Source organism: Baaleninema simplex PCC 7105, assembly GCF_000332355.1.
GTDB lineage: Bacteria > Cyanobacteriota > Cyanobacteriia > Cyanobacteriales > Geitlerinemataceae > Baaleninema > Baaleninema simplex.
The window spans coordinates 3,205,635-3,225,094 of the sequence record NZ_KB235958.1 but is presented as its reverse complement, the minus strand read 5'-3'; the positions used below and the strand labels follow the sequence as shown (position 1 = coordinate 3,225,094).

Sequence of the window (19,460 nt, the reverse complement as noted above, 5' to 3'; positions counted from 1 at the left end):
CGGAAACCTCCATCGCTCTGACCTTTTTAGTGATGAACCTGGTGAAGCTGAGCCGGCAGTTTTACTGTCTTTTTTTGTGTCAATTTTTGGGTCTTCGGAGTTTGTGGTTATAAATGTATAGCATGATACAAAAAATTGAAGATTCGAGAGCCAAAACCCTTGAAATCTCGTGAAGTTAGTTTTTCTGTCACCCTAAACTCCGAAGAGCCCAATTTTTCCCAAACTTCATAATTTTGTCGAGAAATATTATTGTAACTTATAAAGTGGACGAGTTAAGTCAATTCAGATTTATACCTTGAGCAAGACGGCTTCTTGTTCATTTTCCACCCCCAGCTTTTGATAACTTTTTCAGCAAACCCTAATTAAGACACCGCCACCTCGCGTAGCAGGTGGAGGAGTATTCATGGCAGGACATCACTCAGAATCAGAATCTTGGGGATGGCGAGCGTTCAAAAACCGCTCGATATCGTCGATGGCATCTTCCCACAACTCTGCCTCGTTCGCTGGAGACACAGGCGGTGGCACGTCGGAAGCTGCTTTTTTCGGGGTTTCCAGCGTCTCTCGCAAGCGCTCCAGGGATTCCCGAAACGCCCGTTCGGCCGCGCTGCGATCGTGCTTGTGATGTTCCATCTAAAATGCGGGAAGGGGACTCCCGTTATATCCGACAGGATTAGCGGGAGGGGAATTCCCGCCAACAAACGAACTGCCCGACAGGGCATCCTTATTTTGAGAATCTGTATTCATAGCCGTCTGATTTCTGAACAGTCGTCAGATATTTCGGATGAACGTCAAAAGGTTTAACCCCAGCGTTCAGTCGAAAGGAAGGGCGAAACCGAATAGCAATCCGCCCCGTGTAATTTCCGGCGAATTTTCCTTGAGGAATTGTCGCCTTGACTATATCGCCGGTTTGGAAACCTTGAAAAGATTTGGCTTTCGGGGCAACAGCCCTCGGAAACCGTATCGATCGGGACGACATCGTTGCCGAACTCCGTGACCTTTGGCTGCAACGAGTAAAGGTTTCTCGACCGCGACATCTAATCGATCGGGAGTCGATTTCCCGACACAAGCAGCATCGAGCCAGTGAGTTTTCGGCAAACCCAATCGAGTCCGATTAAACTTAGTCTGTCCGCCCGTTCCCACTTCAACGGGCAATCCAGTTTCTTTCAACTGTTGGTACAGCTTCCAGCGAGTTGCGTTGACTGCTGCCGCATCTTTTAACGGCGCTTTTGCCTGTTTCAAAATACGGTCGAGAACGGACGGTTTGCCCGATAGAAACTCGCGAATATCTCGGTTTCCCTTAGCTTGGTTGCAAGTATGACAAGCCAGCGTTAGGTTAGAAACTCGGTCGCTCCCTCCCTTCGATTTGGGATGAATGTGTTCGACCTCTAATGGTAGGTTCTCAGCACCGCAGTAGCGGTGCGACCCCGCGCCGTCGCACGGCGCTAGGGAACGCGCACCAAGAGAGGCGCACTTTCGACCCCACTTTTCTAACAAGAACTCGCGCACTTCATAGCCCAACAATTCGCCCTGCTGATACTCAATACCACTCACTTCGGGGTTTTGGAGTTTTTGGGTGTCGAACCGCACGAGTTCTTGAGAAATCGAGACGATCGGACAAAGTTTTCGCAAACGGTTCACCCAGGTCATTGTAGTTTCGACCCGATGGTTGAGAGACGGTGGAAGCCAACCCTTCGGACGAGTACGGTTAAGAAAGCGAGGCTTTCGGTAACGAGTTTTTCGATGGCGTCGGGAGCGTCGTAAAGCGCGACGTTTCTCTAAGTCGTTCTTAATTTGCTGTCCGCGATAGCTGAGTTCGGACGCCCAAATGATTCGGTTTTCGGACAGGATAGCCAACCCAGTTGTTTGCGAGCCGGGATCGATTTTGAGTCCTCGACTCCGCTCGGACTCAACGCTGAGCGAAGTCGAAGCGAGCGGAGCCGAAGCGTTGAGTTGAGTTTCCGGAACGACACAATCTTTGGCTTCAATCTTGTGCAAGATAAGGGTAAATGGATAGCGACGAAACACCGAAGCACGACCGGATTTCAGGAGCCGCCGCGCCTTGGCTGGATGGCATGGTGCTAGGGGTTTTTTGTCTTTGTCTAGAACGAAAATGTGCATAATACACAACTCCCAAAAGGGGTAACGTTTGCCTCGCCAAGGTTACGTCTCGGTACTATAGCAATCCTAAATGGTTTGCGGAAACAGATCGGCTGAAAACCCCATTCCGTAACGATCTACCCTGAAAACAATTCGCAAACGACGTCGTACTGCTATATCTGAAAAGCACTGCCTTAACCCGTTTAAAGCTGTTTAACTTTTCAGTTCTAGAGCGACAAGCTGGCAACGTACTCGTCGGTAGGAACTTAAACTCTCGGACGTAACGTAGTCTTCGGAAGACTTAGGCTGGTCAACTTGTGGGCTTTTTCAAGCCCCCGTCATAGCCAACAGACTTGACGGCGGGTTGTTGACGGTTTCATTGTACGCGATGGCTGGGGAGGCGTTGGAGGCGGTTCGACCCCTCGTATTCTCCCGGCCGCGCCCTCGCGATACAGGAGCCGTTGCAGATATCGTATCAAAAACTTCTCAGTCAGTCGGCTCGCGTCCGGTCGGTTCTCAGCGTTTCGACGAACGACTAGACGGGTTCTAAATATTGACTGTCGAGGAGATAAGCCCCGTTCTCGAAGCGAACGCTCCAGGTTCCACCGGGATTGCGGGCGGTCACGATCCCCTCGTCCCCCACTGCCAGCAAACTCTGGGGACGCAGCATCGGCATGGGATCGGCAGTTTTTAAATACGGTGGGAGCAGGACGATACGGACTTTTTCTCCAACTGCAAATTCAGACATCTGGCCTAAACTGTCAACTTTGCCAACGACGATCGGATCTCGATCGCATCTCGCACGAGATCGGTGTTCAGATCTCCGATTCTATCGAGGGTCTCGTGGAAGCGATCGCCCCCGTGTCAAATCTTCACATCTTCACGGCGACGCCGCGATGCCTTCCCCAAGCAACTCGTCGATACTCGAGAGCAACTCCGCCGGCGTGACGGGTTTGCCCAAATAGGCGTTGGCTCCCAAACTTTTAGCCTTCTGGCGGTGTCGATCGCCCGTGCGCGAGGTCAAGACCACTGTGGGCAGACCGTACCACATCGAATGCGATCGAATCTTACTGAGCAAATCGAAGCCGTTGAGAACTGGCATTTCGATATCTGTCACCACCAAATCCACCGTTCCCTGACGCTGTTCCAGCTTCTTCCACGCTTCGCCACCGTCGCGACAAGGCACCACCACGAACCCGGCACTGGTGAGGATGCGTTCGAGCGATCGCCGCGCCCCCGTCGAATCCTCCGCCACTAAAATCGTGCGGGCCGAGACGGCAACTGCTGGCGGCGTCGAGGCGATTTTCTGGTGCGACATCGGTTTGAGAAAGCGGGGTAAAATCGTCGGTACGGCCTCCCCCGTCCCCAAAATGGCACAACCGGCCACGTAAGGAGGAACCGGAACTGTATCGTCAAAGGGTTTGAGAACCAGTTGGCGTTCGTCGGAAATGGCGTCTACCGCTACCGCTAGAGGCGTCGTCGCCCCCTTGAGGACGAGAACGACGCGGGGGGTCGAAGAAACAGCCGCAGCGGTGTTGTAGGTCAACATTCCCCACAGCGGATACAGCGATAAAACCTGACCGCGCCAGGTCATGGACTTGTCCAGGGTATCGCCCCCCGCACGGGCAGCTCGATCGCGACCGAGCAGAGAACTCGTCAGCGGCGTGCGATCGATCCCCACCGCGTCGTCGTAGGGCAATACGTCCAACACCGTATCGCTGGGAATCGCCACCACCTGCTGCCCGATCTGACAGAGCAATACTGGGAGCAAACTGAGGCTGAGGGGCAAGCGAATCGAGAACGTCGTGCCTTTTCCGGGGACTGTATCGACTTCGACGCTGCCCCGCAGTTGCTGCACTTGAGTTCGCACGATGTCCATCCCGACGCCCCGACCCGAAATATCGCTAACGCGAGCGGCGGTGGAAAATCCCGATTGGAAAATAAAGTCGAGAAGGGTTTCGCGGGGGAGTTGAGCGATCGTGACCTGGGGCGGACAGAGGCCGCGATCGACGGCCTTGCGATAGACCGATTCTAAATCGATGCCCCGGCCGTCGTCGGCGATGGTGACGACCACTTCGCTACCTTCGGTTTTCGCGCCCAAGGAAATACGGGCTGTTTCGGGCTTGTCGAGGCGGCGTCGGTTTTCAGGGGATTCGATGCCGTGGTCGAGGGCGTTGTTGAGAATGTGCGTAAGGGGAGTTTGGAGCTGTTCGAGGAGAACTTTATCGACGGGAACGTTTTCCCCGAAGATTTGTAAGGTGGACTGTTTGCCACAGCGTTGGTTGATGCGTTGGAGTTGGGGAACGAAACGCTGAGCGAAGGTTTTGAAGGGGACCAGGCGGGAGGTGGTCACTTCGTCGTAGAGGCGATCGAGGTCGCGACGGACTTGTCCCAAATCTTGGGCGAGTTCCCGGTTGACGATGTCGATGTCGATGCGGGTTTCTTGGACTTGGGCGATTAACTCTTCAAAGGTTTGTAGGCTACTGTGGAGGGCGGTGTAGCGATCCATTTCCAGGGTATCGAACTCTTCAGACCGCCCGGCTTCGGGGCTTGCACTGTTGTCCTCGGTGGTGGACATTCGATCGTAGAGGGTTTGTACGTCGTCTCGAACGGGCTTGACCTGTTCGACGATGCGTCGCAGGTTGAGGCTGGCTTGTTTGAGTTGCTGTTGCTGCAAGGTCAGCCGTTCGTGGTAGGTAATCAGTTCCCCGACGAGACTGCTCATGCGATCGATCCGTTCGAGAGGAATTCGCAGTTGTTGTACCCGCGTCGGAACGGTCGTCGTTTCGGGTTTGACCTCGGACGGAGCGGGGAGGTTTGGCTCGGAGACGGTCTCGGAGGGTTTCGCCGCTGCGCTGCTCGCTTCGCCGCTGTCTGCCATGTCTTGTAAATACGCGTCTCGCTGACGCCTTAGCACCTCGCTGGTGCGTCGAGCTAAAGCGGTGAGGTCTTTAAGCGATGGCGACGCGTTCTTTAAGGTTGCTTCAGTTTCTTCGACGGTTTGGACGAGCCAAGACAAGCCGTAGGCTTCTCCCAACAGCAGACATTCATCGAGGAAGGTGGCGAAGGCGTCTCGCAGGTCGTTTCCGGGGGATTGGAGGCGATCGTCTAGGGCGCTCAGGCAGGTTTCGAGGTCTGAGTCTAACGCCGTGCGAATTAAGCGTTGCTTCGCCGGGGAGAGTGTCTCGGACGTTTCGAGTGAGAGCGATATGGCGTCTGGGTCGAGTGCGGCTAAAAATTCGTCGAGGGCTTGCAGGAGGTCGGGATCCGGTTCGAGGTCGATGCCTTGCGTTTGGGCGGCTTCGAGTAAGTCGGTGAGACTTTCGAGACCTTGCTGCATTAGGGTCAGTGCCGAATCGATATCCTGAATTCGCTCTTCGTTCCACGCTTCGAGGAGGTCTTCGAGCTTGTGGGCCAGAGTACTCAACCCCGGCATTTGCGCGACGCCCGCACCGCCTTTGACCGAGTGGGCTGCCCGCATTAACGTCCGATAGTCTGGCGCGACGCCGTCGGCCATCTGTCGGAGTCCCTGTTGTAGGGTGTCGAGATAGCCGGGGGCGTCTTCTTCGAGGAAGCACTGACGGGCTTCTTGAGCGATCGCTTCGAGAACGGCGGGGTCGAGAGTGTAATTCACGATCGTACAAACCAAACGAAAAACGAAAACAGACGGTGAAACCGATCGCTCACAACCGGAACTGAGCCACGGATTCTTTGAGGGTGGCGGCGGCGGCGACCAGTTCTTCGAGGGATTCTGTCACCTCTTTGGCGAGGGTCGAGGTATTTTGGGTCGTCCCCGCCACTTGTTCGATACGGTCGTTCACCTGTTTGGAGGCTTCGGTTTGGGTGGTGGTGTTTTGTGAAATCGATTGAATGTAGCGATCGATCGTCTGGCTGACATCGGCGAGACCTTTGAGGGTTTGCTTGGTTTTGGCCACGAGTTCGGTACCTTCAGCGACTTCTGATTTACCCACTTCCATCGCTTGTTGCACTTCTTCGGTATCGAGTTGAATCACTTCGACGATTTGCTCGATACTGCGGGTGGCTTCGGTGGCGCGTCCGGCAAGGCGGCGCACTTCTTCGGCGACGACCCGGAAACCCTGGCCGTTTTCTCCTGCCCGCGATGCCTCGATACTGGCATTGTACGCCAACAAATTTGTCCGTTCGGCAATGCCGGAAATGATGGTGAGGATTTGCAGGATTTGTTTGAAGGACTCCGTGAGGCGATCGACCTTACTGGCAGTTTCGGCGACGGCGTTACTGATATTTTTGATACTCGTCACCGTCAAGTCCATCACTTCTTCTCCATCTCGGGCGGCTTTAGCGCCCTGTTGGGCGATGGCGGCGGCTTGTTGGGCCGAGCGATCGATCCGACGGATGGCATCGCCGATCTCTCCAACGGTCACAAGCGTTTGTTCGATTTCCCGAGCTTGAACGTCGGCTTCTCGGGAGAGCGTTTTGACAGCGGGGGCGCTACCGGTGGCGAGGTCGTTGACCTGGTTCGCGACGGTTTGTACCTGCAATACCAGTTCTCGCAGGCGTCGAATGGTGGTGTTGAAGGCGTCGGCGATCGATCCCACCGATCCTTCAGTCACGGCGGCGTTGACGGTTAAGTCACCGCGTTGTGCGCCTTCGATTTCGAGTAGCAGGTTCATGACCCCTCGTTGCAAGCGTTCTTTTTCGCGACGCTGCTGTTGGGCTTCTTTGCGGCGCAGTTCCTCTTGACGCTTTACGGCGTCGATGTTGGCTTCGATGCTGGCCGCCATTTGGTTGAGTTCTTGGGAGAGAATACCGATTTCGTCGGCGCGTGCGGTGGCTTCGAGGCGCACGCCGCGATCGCCCTGTCCGACTTTTTGAGCGAACCACGCCAGATCGCCGAGCGATCGCGCGAAGGCTTTGGCGACGAGGATCGCTACGGCACTCACGACGATCGCCGCACCGCCACCGACGGCAATGCCCAATAGCTGTTGCGCCCGCACTAGCCGTTCGAGTTCGGTTTGCGGTTTGGCCACGGACACCATGCCGATCGGCGACACGTCGGGGTCGCTGCGCCGTTTGTGGTTGTAGAGGGGCTGATAGACGGTGAGATAATTTTTGCCGTTGATGTCTTCGACGAGGGAGTAGGTTTCTTGCTGTTCTTCGAGAACGGAGTCGGTGACGCGCTCCGAGGCTAGGGTGCCGATGGCGCGAGTTCCGTCACCCGCATCGACGTTGGTGTTGACGCGCCAGTTGTAGGCGTATACGGAGATGGCGTTGGCTCCGAACAGTTGTTGGAATTCATCGAGGAGGGCGTGGTGGCGGTTGTGGAGAACCCCAACGATCGCCGTTCCCACGACGCGATCGCCGATTTTAACGGGATAGACCACCACCGTCGCCAATCCAGCTTGAAAATCGTCGAGATCGTCCGCTCGACGGGCGGCTGAGGCGGCGTCGGCATCTTGCGAGATGTCAGAACGCAGCGGAATTTCGGCCTGTTGCCCCAATCCCAACCGTTCCAGAATCTCCGCCGATACGATTTCGATGCCCCGTTGCGGTTGCCCGCTGAGGAGAACGGTCTTCACGATATCTAAATCGTCCAAAGGGATGCCCGGTGTCGTCTGCACCCGCTGGAATTCGTCGGAGGAAATGGCGCGTTTCGGGTCGGGAAGGGGCGGATAGGTGGGTTCTTCTAGAGCTGAAGTATGAATTTTGATGCCCTGGGCGACGGTGCGTCCTCGAGCGTCCGTGAGGATACGGAAACTCTTCGTCGTGTCCGCGCGGTTTCGGTCTCCAGCGGCCAGTGCTTCGGTGACCAGCGCGTCGAGATACTCTCGTTCTCGGTTGATTTGTCCGCTGTTGCTGAGGTCGATACCGCGAATTTGCACCAGTTGGGAAAGGTTTTCGGCTTCGGTCACGCTGTCGTCTTCCGTCCAGAGGACGTAATCGTTCCGCCACGCTGCCACGTCGGAGGACAGTTGGGTGAGAAATTCTTCTTGAACGCGTTCTTGAGTTCGGGAAACGAGGAACAGCGTCGTGAGGGCGACGGGAACCACGGAACCGCTCACCAGTAGAATGGTGAGTTTGTTGGTAAAACTGAGGTTTTCCCAACGCCGTTTTACCCAGGTTTTGGCGGTTTTGAGGGGAGCGAACCGAACGCCGGTGTCGCCGTCTTCGTCGAACTCACCTTCTTCTGTAGTCGTTGGGGACGCGATCGCCGTCGTCGCGGTGGTATCGGCGTTTCCCAGACTCTCGAGGGCGCGACGGGCGCTGGTTCCGTAGAATCCGTCGGGGTCTTCGGCGATGATGGCGTCGTACAGTTGGCGGGCGCGATCGAGTTGCCCGGACTGTTCGAGGCGGTTGGCTTCGAGAAACTGTTCGAGTAGGGCGTCGGCGTCGCTGGGTTGGGTGGCGATGTTGCCGTTGGCAGCAGAGGGCTGGTTCATGTCAGGGAGGAGGGAAGAGGGAATAGGGGAAGAGGGAAGGCCGTTAGCACTTGCTTCCTCGGGCAGATGGGGAGGCTTCTTTAGGGAAGAGCGAAGCGTGAAGTGTGAGGACAATTGACAGTTTCACCTCATCTCCTCATCTCATCATCTCATCGTCTCCCCATCTCATTTAACGTGTTGGTACACGACATCGAGGAGTTCTTTGGGGGCATAGGGTTTAACGAGGTAGGCTTGGGCCCCTTGGCGCATCGCCCAGAAGCGATCGAATTCTTCGCTCTTGGAACTACAGAAGACTACGGGGATATCTTGGAGTTGCTCGTTTTCTCGGATGGTGCGGCAGAGTTCGAGGCCGCTTTTTCCGGGCATGACGATGTCGAGGACGAACAGGTCGGGGGGGGAACCGCTTTGGAGTTTGTCCCAGGCTTCGTCGACGCTACTCGATAGGGTGACTTGAAACCCCGCCTGTTTGAGCAGGGCTTCGATCATTTTTTGTTCGGCGTGGCCGTCTTCGACAACAAATACGTGTTTCATGGCTAGAGTTTCGATCGCGTGGGCTAAACAAACGAATGGGAACAGTGGCGTCATTCAACCTGAAATTTTGCCACAGAGGATTTGAGGGTCTCAACTTCTTCGAGCAGTCCTTGCAGGACGCTGACGACGCGTTGGGCTTCCTCGGTGTTGGTGAGGGCAACGCGGTTGACCTCTTCCATAACGCGGTTGACGTCTTGAGAAGACCGGGCCCGGTCGGCACTGTCGCGGGCGACGGTTTGCAGGGAACCGTCGATGGCCTGACTCAGTTCGCTGAGTTGGCGCAGGGTTTGCTGAGTTTGACCGACCGATCGCGTGCTACTGACCACTTCGGCGGTTCCGGCTTCGAGAACGTCGAGAACGTCGGCAGTTTCAGCTTGGATGCTACCGACGAGTCGTTCGATGTCTCCGGCGGATTCGCCGATTTGGGTGGCTAAGCCCCGCACGTCGTCGGCCACTTGTCGGAATCCTTCACCCCGTTCCCCCGCTCGGGCGGCTTCGATGGCGGCGTTGAAGGCGAGCAAGTTGGCTTTTTCGGAAATTCCGGAGACGACGGCGAGGATTTGTGAGACTTCTTGGGCTGATTCGGCGAGACGTTTGGCTTTTTTGGCGGTGTTGGCGACGGCGGTACGCAACTGTTCCATGCTTTCGGTGGTGCGGTCCATGTTACTGTCGCCGAGTCGGGCGGCTTCGGTGGCTTGACGGGCGAGATCGGCGGCGTCTCGGGTCGATCTCGACAGGCGATCGATGGCGTCGGCGATGGCGCGAACGGTGTCGAGGGCGCTTTGTAGGTCTTGGGATTGGTGGCGGGCGGCATCGCTGAGTTGGCGAACGGCCGTTTCGCTGTCGTGGGTGCGTTCGGTTACGTCGGCGGCGACGCGGGCGGTTTGGCTGACGAACTCTCGCAGCGATCGCGCGGTGGCGTTGAAGGCATCGGCGATCGCTCCTACTGCGCCGTCGCTGAGGGGCGCTTCGACGGCTAGGTTGCCGCTGCGGGCAGCTTCGAGACGCTCGAGTAAGTCGAGGGCCTGTTGTTGGAGGCGGTCTTTTTCGGCGCGATCGCGCTGGCGCTCTTGCTCTTGTTGTCGTTCGAGCTGTTGCAGGCGATGGTTTTGGTTGGTGACGAGATCGGCAATATCTCTCAGGTTTGCGGCGATCGCGCCGATCTCGTCTCTCCCCTCGGGAATCTCTAGGGGACGCGTCGGACGATCGAGCTTGACTTTTTTAGAAAAATATGCTATTTGGCGTAAGTATCGATCGAGCCGCTGTAGCCGGGGCAGTGTCAAACTCGCCAGAGCCAGGATGCTGACCGCGCCGACGATCGCCGCCAACAGGGTTTGTCGTTGGAGAACGCGATCGCGATCGTCGGTTTCGGAAGGGGTCGTAGCGGGCGGTAGGGTTTGCGGGGCCAGCCACAGCGTCGCCCCGGCGGTCAGGACGGCAGGAACGGCGGCGGTCGCCACGAACATCAATTTTAGGGTCGTTCCCAACCCCCCGCGCGATCGCGCTACGGCTGTCTTGGGTTCCCGACGAGGGGAGGTGTCGAGGGGAGGACTTGGAGGAAGCGGTACTGTCGGCTCGGATTCTGTCGAACGCTCCTCGGAATTGGAGTCGGGTCTTTCGAGGGTCGTGTCTTCGAGGGCTGCCGGTTCTGAGGCGGGTAAAGCAGCGAGGGCTTGACTGGCACTCTGACCCCAAACGCCCGTACTGTCGCGGGTGACGATATCTTCGTAAATTTCTCGGGCGCGATCGATTTCGCCGGACTGTTCGAGTCCGTTGGCGGTCAGCAGCAGTTGCAACAGGTCGTCAGAACCCTTGGCGTCTTCGGCTGGGGCAGTCTCGGCAGCGATCGCCTCTGGCTCTGCTGCCGCGAACGACGCGGTATCGCGTTCGGGGGTCGGTTGGGTCATGGGATAATCTCCGGTCGCATCGCGTAAAACAGACAGCAGTTGAGATCTCAAGCGGGTGCGAGGTCGAGGGGCGTTTCGCGCAAAGCCTGGAGTAAGGCGGGGGAATCGAGAACGGCCAAGCCGGTCGCACCGTCGTAGACGATTTGCTTCATCAGACCTTGCAGTCGCGGTTTGAGCCGCTTGGTGACGGGCAGTTCGCGCTGGGGCGAAAACACCCCTTCGAGGTCGGTGACGACGCAGGCCACCGCCGGCCGGGGGGCGCGGTTTCGGTGGGGGTCGTTCTCGGAAATTCCGACGACCGCAGCGTTTGAGGTCGGAGACGCCGACAGCGCGATCGCTTTGAGGGCTTGTCCGGGGATCGCCGGTAACGGCCCGAGTTCGAGAAAGTGACTTAAATCGAGAACCCACGTCAAGGTGCCGCGACGGTTGACGACCCCCAGCAAAGCCGGAGCGACGCCGGGAACGGGACAGACAAGCCGTCGGTCGATTTGTAATGCCGCCTCGATTTGGCTTAGGGGCAACGCCACGCGCACCGTCGAGGATACCCGAATTTTAAAATAGTCTCGTTCCATCAGAAGTTTGCCGTCTTCTCGCCCTACGCATCGATCGGAATGTTTTGCAGGACTTTACCGATAGACTCGACGAGGTGAGCCGGATGGAAGGGTTTCGTGAGGTAGTAGTTCACACCCAAAGTTTTAGCCCGAATGCGATCGAGAATGCCGTCGCGTCCGGTGAGCATAATAATGGGAATGTCCCGCAGTTGTCGCGACTGCCGCAGCATACTACAGAGTTCGTAGCCGTCGATATCGGGCATATTCACGTCCATTAAAATGACGGCGGGTTTCTGTCGAACCAACGCTGTGAGGGCTTGGGCCGGTTCGGTGATACCGAGAACGTCGTAACCCGACATTTCTAAAATACCCCGTACCTGTTTTTGCACGGTTTTACTGTCGTCGATGCAGGCGACTACCGGCCGGACGTCGTTTTGCGATTCGGTGACGTCTTGGAGATCGCTCGTGTCGGGTTGACTGTCGGTCAGGGTTTCGAGAATTCCGTCGGACGAAAATGGCTGCACCCACGTCACCAGGTTTTGAACCGAGGTTTTGAGCAGGGTGGCGATGCGATAGATCGAAAGCTGTTGGTGGAGGATTCGAGCGGTGGCTCGAGCGACCTGTTGGGGATCGCGATCGGATTTTAGGGGAAACGGATGTTGTTTCGACAGTTCTAAAAAGTCCGATTCTCGTTCCTCGGGCAAGTACAATCGTGCGAACGGCGAGGGTAGCGTCTGACGCCACTGTTGCCACTGTAGCGCCATTTGCCAGAGCGGAGCGGGTATGTCGGTCAGGGGCGTTTCGATCAAAATGGGATCGACTTTCGCGCCTTTCTCGAATTCGATGGGGGCTTTAGACAGGGCGAAAATATGAACCAAGCCTTCTAAACTCAGCCGCACGAGCAGTTGTCGGAGTTTAGACATCGGAAGACCGTTTCCGTGCCACCATTGACAAATTTCGGGGTACTCGTTACGGTCGTCGGAAAACTCCCGTTTGGCTAAGGCCGGTTGTACGGTTCGCATCAAACACTGTAACCGTTCGGTTTTTCGTCCGACGCTGGTGGCGTAGGTCAGTTGTCCGCCCCGTAGAAACAGTTGCCAGCTTACCGTGCGATCGTCGGGATCGCTGACGGTGATGCACCCGGAGGTTTTCTTGGCAACGAGATATTCGATCGCTTTGCGCGGGTTAGCAATCGTGCGCGTCGCACTATCGTTACTCGGCTTGGGAGGAGAGTTGCCAGTCATGATCGATGGTTCGGGACTGATGGTCGCGTCGCTCGCCCGAACGCACATTTCGGTTTCGGCTCGGCATGAAGACGCGCGCGGGCAAAACACAGCCCTTCAGAAAGCGTGAGTCCGGTTTCGACGGGCTTCCTGAAGGCGGAAAGTCGAGAGATTCACGGCGAGCCTGACACGTGCGAGCGGCGATCGAACCGAATATCGCGCGATAGGCGAACGATTTAGCCGACTGCGTATCCGCAGTCAGTCTATCGCAGTTATTTGCCTGCAAGCAACGGCAATTTCACGGAAATCTTCTCACACCAGTTTTGGGGGGTCACACCCCTCAAAAATCGATCGTTAAGGGAGCGCGAGGAAATGGAATTACGTCGCGAATGTTTGCCATTCCGGTCACGAACTGAACCAACCGCTCGAATCCCAGCCCGAACCCGGCGTGAGACACGCTTCCGTACCGACGTAAATCGAGATACCACCAGTAATCCTCTCGGTTCAATCCGCTCTCCCGAATTCGCCGTTCGAGTACGTCGAGCCGTTCTTCACGCTGCGATCCGCCGATGATTTCGCCAATTTTTGGAACGAGAACGTCCATGGCTGCCACGGTTTTTTCGTCGTCGTTGAGACGCATGTAGAAGGCTTTAATATTCCTAGGATAATTGTAAACGATTAGCGGTTTGCCCAACAGTTCTTCGGCGAGATATCGTTCGTGTTCCGATTGCAAATCTACGCCCCATTCAACGGGAAATTCAAAGGTGCGATCGGCTTTTTCCAACAGTTCGATCGCTTCGGTATAAGAAACCCGCTCGAAATCGTGCCGTAAAATGTTTTCTGCCCGCTCTAAAACTCCCTTATCGATCCGTTGGTTAAAAAATTCCATGTCCTCGGGACAGGCTTCTAACACGGCGTTAAATAGGTATTTGAGGAAGTCTTCGGCGAGATCCATGTCGCCAGCCAGGTCGCAAAACGCCATTTCCGGCTCGATCATCCAAAATTCAGCCAAATGGCGCGAGGTATTGGAATTCTCGGCGCGGAACGTCGGCCCGAAGGTGTACACGTTACCGAAGGCCATGGCCATCACTTCGGCTTCGAGTTGCCCGCTAACGGTCAAATAGGCGGGTTTTCCGAAGAAATCCCGGCTGTAATCGACGGCTTGCGCCTCGGTTCGAGGTACGTCGGCCAGGTCGAAGTGGGTCACAGAGAGCAGTTCGCCCGCCCCTTCGCAGTCGCTAGCGGTGAGGATGGGAGTGTGAATCCACAAGAAACCCCGTTCTTGGAAAAATCGATGGATGGCGTCGGAGGCGGCGTTCCGCACGCGAAAGACAGCCCCGAGGGTGTTGGTGCGCGATCGCAGGTGAGCGATGGTTCGCAAAAATTCAAAGGAATGGCGTTTTTTCTGGAGGGGGTAAGTTTCGCTATCGACCTCGCCGCACACCGTCACCGTTGTGGCTTTGAGTTCGATGCGCTGACCTTTAGCGGGGGACTCGACGAGGGTTCCAGACACTTCGACCGACGCCCCCGTGTTGAGACACTTGACGAGCGTGTCGTAGTCGGGAAGTTCGGGGTCGAGAACCACTTGTAAGTTAGCTAGAGACGAGCCGTCGTTGACTTCGACAAAGGAAAACTGTTTGAGTTCCCGTTTGGTTCGCACCCAACCGCGCACGCAAGCGGTTTCGTCGGGAACGCCGTGACGCAAAATCTGGATAATTCTTCGCTGTTCCATAGAGGGAAAGGGATTCGAGCGGCTGTTTCAGCCAGCACAGGACTTCAATATCCAGCCTACAACAACCCCCAAGCCCAGAAAGCGCACGGCTTGCCAGAAGGGTTCGCGCAAGTCCCGCCAGGAGAACAGTTGGCTTTCGAGGCGGACTTCCACCTGTTCGAGTTGTTCGGTGAGACGTTTCAGGTCGTCTTTGAGTTTTTGGCGTCGGTCTCGATCGCGCTGCACTTGAGCGTGACGCAGCTTTAATTGGGTCAAGGCGGTTTCGAGGTCTTGAAGGGAGCGATCGAGATCGGCGTCGTCGTCGGAGGACGGGATCGGGGCGGGATCGGTCGGTGGAGTCATGGGGAGATGGCTGACAGAGACGGCGAAAAACATTACAGTGAAAAGAAAGCTCTGGCGTGCGATCGCCTCTGTTGTAGTCTAACGGGGTTTTGCCCCGCGATACCTGTGACTCGATTTTCTACGACTTCTGATGCGGCGACGTCTCCTCTCCGCGGCGATCCCCGTCTGGCCGAACTCCGAGAGTTCGAGACCTTGGAACTGGCACGAGCGTTAGCCGAACGTTTGGCCCTCTCCGAACGCGACTGGCACCGTCTCAAGTCTAACCGCTCGGTTCGCGCTCGGGAACAACTGGCGGCGGCGTTGGTCTTTCTACTCAAAGACGCTCCTGAAGAAGCGCTGCCGCGACTCCAGCAGGCGATCGGTTGGCTCGATCGCTCGATTTCCGCTCCTCCCTGTCCGCAACACGGCACGAAACACTCCTCTAAGAGCGATTCGACAGGTTAAAATTTCGAGTTAAAATTTCGGGCGACGAACGCTGCGAGGCACCAGTTTGCCGAGGCGAAGTTGCCGCTTTTGAGGCGTCCATTCGACGCGATCGAAAATTTGGTTCAAAATATACAATCCCCGACCGCACTCGGAGGTGTCGTCGGGGAGGCTGTCTTCGTCAGCGCTGGCACAGCAGCAGGCTTCTGGGTCGAAGGGTCGATCGCCGCGATCGGAAATCGTCCACCAGTAGATATCTTTGGAAAAGGAAAATTCGACCGTAATCGTCTTTCCGGGGTCGAGTTGGTTTCCGTGTGTGGCCGCGTTGACTAAAGCTTCTTGAAGGCCGAGCCGAATTTCGGGCTGGAGAGATGCTGGAATTTCGGCCAGGAGTAGATCCAAAATCGGACAGAGATAAAGAGTCGAAGCAAAACTAACCGTCCCCTGGCAGCGTCCTGTGGAAGGCATGGGGAGAGCCATTACAGAAAAAACCATGGATTTTTTAGCTCAATAGAAGTATGCATCGATTCAATGCTTGGGTCATTGGCTTTACCGCATAATATATTTGACGCTTATGCTTCTATCCTAGCGAAATATTGCCAGAGAACGCCAAAAAACGCAAGTCTGCTTCTGGCGAAACAGTCCGGTTTACTCGGCAAGCCGGGGAGTTTTGAAACCCTAACAAGCCCACGGGTAAACGGTTCGCCCTTTCGCTCGACCCGAACAAATTTTTCCAAACTCCGGTAAGCTAAGAAGGATAAAATCTGTCGATCGCACGCCGCGACGACGTTTTTTGAACCAATAGATTCCTCAGCTCTAAACTTGTAGGAAATCGTGCTAGATTACGACGTTATCGTGTGTGGTGCCGGGCCGTCTGGCGCAACGGCGGCAGCCAGGGCAGCTCGAGCCGGATTGCGAGTGGCATTGCTGGAAAAACGGGCGTTACCCCGTCACAAACCCTGTGGGGGCGGAATGCCGATGCAAGTGGACGCGTGGCTGCGCGATCTCTTTCCCGATACGGGGGTTGAAGTTGCCGTCGAATCTCAGGTGCGCCAGTTGTGCCACACGTGGAATTTCGGCGAAGCTCATTTGGGATCGGTCAATTTACCAGAGTCGCCTCGGGATTTATCGCTGTGGATGGTACAGCGTCCGCTGTTTGATAACGCCTTGGTTCGTCAGGCGGTTCGTTGCGGGGCGCAGTTGCGAGATGGGTTGACGGTGCGATCGCTCGATCTCGACTCGCGAGGGGTGACGGTTCGTGCTTCTCGAACGGGCGATCGACGAGAGAGTTTTACGGCGACGGCGCGACAGGTTATCGGTGCAGACGGGGCTAACGGGATCGCGGCCAATGCGGTGAATTTGCGGCAGCGGCGACAGTTGGCGATCGCTATGGAAGTCGAACTGCCTTACGATTGGCACGCATCCCCGGACAGGTTACGCCCCGACGTGGCGCATTTGGAATACGGGGCGGTACGCCGGGGCTACGCCTGGATTTTTCCGAAAGGAGAGAGTTTGAACGTCGGGGCTGGGGTGTTCCATCCACCGAAAGGGAAACGGGGGGGAAATCGGTTCGTTCGCGACGAGTTGGAACGGGCGATTTTCGGCTATTTCGATCGCTTCGATTTAAACGTCGATCGCGCAGCGTTGAAGTTTTACGCCCATCCTTTACCGCTCTGGCAAGGCAAAGAACGCCGCCACAGCCCTGGCGGACGCATTCTGCTCGTCGGTGACGCGGCGGGACTCGTCAATCCCTTTTTCGGAGACGGTATCCTTCACGGCATCAAAAGCGGTATTATTGCCGCCGATTGTATTGCCGCAGGCTGTCCCCAACAGTACACGGCGCAGTTACACGCAGAAGTGGCAGCCAATTTCAATGCAGCGCGATTGCTGGCGGCGTTTTTCTACCGCTTCCCCGACTGGTGTTACCGTCACGTGGTACGACGTCGCGACGGTACTCACATCGCAGCGCGACTGTTGGCGGGAGATTTGCAGTTTTCCGAGATCGTCGGAAAGTTTGTCGGCTACGTGGGACAAAAAACGATTGACGGTGCAATCTCGCACTTGGGCGCACCGTTCGGGGCGAGTCGTTAGCACCGATACTGTTTCGCTAACTTTCATCGAAGGATGCGATCGCGATCGCACTTCCCCCGCTGGTGACAGCCAAAAACCCCGCCGGAACTTTGTAGGCGTGGCCTCCTACGTTCTGACGGGATTGAGTCGAGCGGGCCTTCGTGCTAGACGATTCGGCGATCGAGCCTCGATCGAACTAGACGTTCGCCCACATTTCACTGAGTTTGTTGAGAACCGGAGTCGGATTCCAGGGTTCGACTTCTAAACCCAGTTGTTTTTGAGCTTCCACCACGCCTGCCATGGTTCCCACACCGTAAATCCCATCGATGGGGCCGGTGTAGTAGTACGGTTCTTGAGCTAAGTACTCTTGCAGGCGAACTGTTTCATCGTAGGTCAGACCGGTATCGGGGTAGGCGACCGGCTGCGTGCTGGTGTCGGGATATTGAGCGTAGCCGAACAACGCCGAATCGGTGTTCGGACCGACGACGCCGTCAACCGCCAAGCCGTAATCGTATTGGAAATCCTTCACCGCTTGAATGGTGATCGGCCCGTAATACCCCGTCGAGTTAACGCCGTGGGGGAAGTAACCCAAGGCTTTCAAACGGTCTTGAATGGCGACGACGTAGTAGTAGTCATAGCCCGAGACCTGTTCGACGGGTTCGGAGTAACAGGGATCGTAACAGGGATCGTAGCAGGGATCGTAATAGTAATCGCAGTATTCGTACTCGTACTCTTCGTAGTGGTAGTACGTTTCGGTGTAACAACCGTAAGACGCTTCGGCTTTCGGCTGTGGAGCTGCCACGAGTGCTAACGCTAGTGCGACGGGGGCAGCCGCCAGGATACTGGGTTTGAAAACAACGCTGGGCGTCGTTTCCGATTCGTAAGCTAAGTACAGTTGAGTGTAGGCTAAGCTATCCATAAACTCACCTTCAATCAGTTTGCTGAGTGTCGTATATTTTTTCTCACCATAACCCAAAAAAATCGCTCGCGGGTAGTTTATTGAGATTTTGTTGGTGTTTTTGCTTTAATAGCGAGTTTCTTCGCCATCTCATCAAATTTTTGGGCTGAAATTCACACAATAAACTTTCCCCTATTCTGGGTTGCAATTTAGGGGATCGCGGGTCGGTCGCATTGAGTTTCGTCTTCATTGACATACTCACCGCCCTAGAAGGGCGAGGATTCCTGCTCTAGAGCAGTTACTGGTTCAGCGACACCACTTACTGACTCAGGTTTCCCTTTATCAGCAGAGATGGAAGTCTCCCCAGTCGTTTACGGTTTCCCGCCAGTTTCCCAATGCCCTTGGGTACTGTTCGATCGTTCCATCCCTAGTATTTCCATTCCGCGTTTGAGAACGTTCAGCGCAGCATTAGTGTCACGGTATAACTCGATTCCGCAATTCGGACATTCATGAGTTCGAGTACTAAGCGACTTTTTGGCTCGATGCCCGCAATTGTGGCAGTCTTGGCTGGTGAAAGCCGGATTGACGGACACAACTTAGCGCCCGAGCGAGTTTTATCGCCCAGTCTTTACGCTGGCGGTGGACGGTTAGGTGCTGCCTGCCGAGTTGTCGGCGGGTTTTGTGAAAGTTAGACGACTGTTTTTTGCCCTTTTGGTGTTGGCGACTAAGACAGCGTTGTAGCCGCTTTAATCGCTTCTCCGATTTCCTGAGATATTGAGGGTAGTTGACAGCATTGTCGTTTTGGTCTTTGATGAAAAACTTAAGTCCTAAGTCAATTCCGATCGCGTTTCCCGTATAGGTTCCGGGTTCTTTTCGCTCGAGATCGAGACCAAACTGCGCGTAGTAGCCATCGGCTCGACGAACGACTCGCACTCGATTAATTTTGCTGCGAAGAATGTCTTCTCTAGCTTCACCGTTATCGAGTTGGGTCTGGCGACAGGATGTAAACTACCATTCATCATCGCTAAGCGATAGATAAATGGCTTTCCGTAGCCCTGAGACTGCAAAACAGCCCCGAACCTCCGGGCCGGTTTACGGCGACCCCAATCAATTCGATAACCTTGGAACCATTGTCGTCAGCATCGCCAAGCCAGCCACAATTCCCGCATCGAAACGTCTTACCCTGACGATAGGACTTTCCTTTGACCGGATGGATATGCAGGCAGTGATGGCACGTTTGGCTGCTATAAGCAGGCGGCACGGCAAG

The 19,460-nt window shown here is 55.8% G+C and carries 17 protein-coding genes and 1 pseudogene; 2 read left to right on the top strand and 16 right to left on the bottom strand.

From position 1 onward, the window contains the following. Positions 1-414 precede the first annotated feature (414 nt). The 11 genes and pseudogenes from GEI7105_RS0116465 to GEI7105_RS0116410 form a co-directional block, all read right to left on the bottom strand. Positions 415-630 (bottom strand): hypothetical protein, encoded by a 216-nt coding sequence (locus GEI7105_RS0116465; RefSeq protein WP_017661530.1) that lies wholly within the window; start codon positions 628-630, stop codon positions 415-417. A gap of 91 nt (positions 631-721) precedes the next feature. Beyond that, positions 722-2,118, bottom strand: a pseudogene (gene iscB / locus GEI7105_RS30945) (RNA-guided endonuclease IscB). A 514-nt stretch (positions 2,119-2,632) separates the two neighbouring features. Beyond that, on the bottom strand, positions 2,633-2,845 hold the full coding sequence (gene sipA / locus GEI7105_RS0116455; protein WP_017661529.1) for a regulatory protein SipA: 213 nt from the start codon (positions 2,843-2,845) through the stop codon (positions 2,633-2,635). Positions 2,846-2,977: 132 nt separating this feature from the next. After that, positions 2,978-5,731: a hybrid sensor histidine kinase/response regulator gene (locus GEI7105_RS0116450; protein WP_026097719.1), complete on the bottom strand. Its 2,754-nt coding sequence runs from the start codon at positions 5,729-5,731 to the stop codon at positions 2,978-2,980. A gap of 49 nt (positions 5,732-5,780) precedes the next feature. Next, positions 5,781-8,516 carry a methyl-accepting chemotaxis protein gene (locus GEI7105_RS33630; protein WP_017661527.1) on the bottom strand — a complete coding sequence of 912 codons (2,736 nt, stop codon included), beginning with the start codon at positions 8,514-8,516 and terminating at the stop codon, positions 5,781-5,783. A gap of 165 nt (positions 8,517-8,681) precedes the next feature. Continuing rightward, a complete protein-coding gene (locus GEI7105_RS0116440; RefSeq protein ID WP_017661526.1) occupies positions 8,682-9,047 on the bottom strand; it encodes a response regulator transcription factor in 366 nt (121 codons plus the stop codon). Positions 9,048-9,097: 50 nt separating this feature from the next. After that, positions 9,098-10,954 (bottom strand): methyl-accepting chemotaxis protein, encoded by a 1,857-nt coding sequence (locus tag GEI7105_RS33625; protein ID WP_144053840.1) that lies wholly within the window; start codon positions 10,952-10,954, stop codon positions 9,098-9,100. Positions 10,955-11,001: 47 nt separating this feature from the next. Beyond that, a complete protein-coding gene (locus tag GEI7105_RS33620; protein ID WP_017661524.1) occupies positions 11,002-11,526 on the bottom strand; it encodes a chemotaxis protein CheW in 525 nt (174 codons plus the stop codon). A 23-nt stretch (positions 11,527-11,549) separates the two neighbouring features. Then, positions 11,550-12,749: a response regulator gene (locus GEI7105_RS0116425; RefSeq protein WP_017661523.1), complete on the bottom strand. Its 1,200-nt coding sequence runs from the start codon at positions 12,747-12,749 to the stop codon at positions 11,550-11,552. Between the two features lie 319 nt (positions 12,750-13,068). Continuing rightward, entirely contained in the window at positions 13,069-14,460 is a 1,392-nt protein-coding gene (gene asnS, locus GEI7105_RS0116415) for an asparagine--tRNA ligase (RefSeq protein ID WP_017661521.1), read from the bottom strand. Between the two features lie 27 nt (positions 14,461-14,487). Further along, a complete protein-coding gene (locus tag GEI7105_RS0116410) occupies positions 14,488-14,835 on the bottom strand; it encodes a sll0565 family protein (protein WP_017661520.1) in 348 nt (115 codons plus the stop codon). Between the two features lie 132 nt (positions 14,836-14,967). Between GEI7105_RS0116410 and GEI7105_RS0116405 the strand changes: the two genes are divergently transcribed. Then, entirely contained in the window at positions 14,968-15,246 is a 279-nt protein-coding gene (locus tag GEI7105_RS0116405; protein ID WP_026097717.1) for a DUF6439 family protein, read from the top strand. A gap of 9 nt (positions 15,247-15,255) precedes the next feature. Here GEI7105_RS0116405 and GEI7105_RS0116400 read toward each other — a convergent pair whose 3' ends face one another. Continuing rightward, positions 15,256-15,720 (bottom strand): ATP-binding protein, encoded by a 465-nt coding sequence (locus tag GEI7105_RS0116400; protein ID WP_051044153.1) that lies wholly within the window; start codon positions 15,718-15,720, stop codon positions 15,256-15,258. Positions 15,721-16,059: 339 nt separating this feature from the next. Here GEI7105_RS0116400 and GEI7105_RS0116395 point away from each other — a divergent pair, with 339 nt between their 5' ends. Further along, positions 16,060-17,316 carry a geranylgeranyl reductase family protein gene (locus tag GEI7105_RS0116395; RefSeq protein ID WP_017661517.1) on the top strand — a complete coding sequence of 419 codons (1,257 nt, stop codon included), beginning with the start codon at positions 16,060-16,062 and terminating at the stop codon, positions 17,314-17,316. 175 nt (positions 17,317-17,491) lie between these two features. Here the strand turns inward: GEI7105_RS0116395 and GEI7105_RS38575 are convergent, their stop codons facing one another. The 4 genes from GEI7105_RS38575 to GEI7105_RS35090 all read right to left on the bottom strand — a co-directional run bounded on the left by GEI7105_RS38575 (position 17,492) and on the right by GEI7105_RS35090 (position 19,454). Next, the gene (locus GEI7105_RS38575; RefSeq protein ID WP_017661516.1) at positions 17,492-18,214 is read right to left on the bottom strand and encodes a peptidoglycan-binding domain-containing protein; all 723 of its coding nucleotides are present in this window, start codon (positions 18,212-18,214) and stop codon (positions 17,492-17,494) included. Positions 18,215-18,564: 350 nt separating this feature from the next. Beyond that, positions 18,565-18,786 carry a zinc ribbon domain-containing protein gene (locus tag GEI7105_RS40795; RefSeq protein WP_071592026.1) on the bottom strand — a complete coding sequence of 74 codons (222 nt, stop codon included), beginning with the start codon at positions 18,784-18,786 and terminating at the stop codon, positions 18,565-18,567. Next, positions 18,716-19,126 carry a transposase gene (locus GEI7105_RS40790; protein ID WP_026097716.1) on the bottom strand — a complete coding sequence of 137 codons (411 nt, stop codon included), beginning with the start codon at positions 19,124-19,126 and terminating at the stop codon, positions 18,716-18,718. The genes GEI7105_RS40795 and GEI7105_RS40790 overlap by 71 nt, the downstream gene beginning before the upstream one ends. 91 nt (positions 19,127-19,217) lie before the next feature. Then, positions 19,218-19,454, bottom strand: coding sequence for a zinc ribbon domain-containing protein (locus GEI7105_RS35090; RefSeq protein ID WP_342662844.1), 237 nt, complete (start codon positions 19,452-19,454; stop codon positions 19,218-19,220). Positions 19,455-19,460 lie beyond the last annotated feature (6 nt).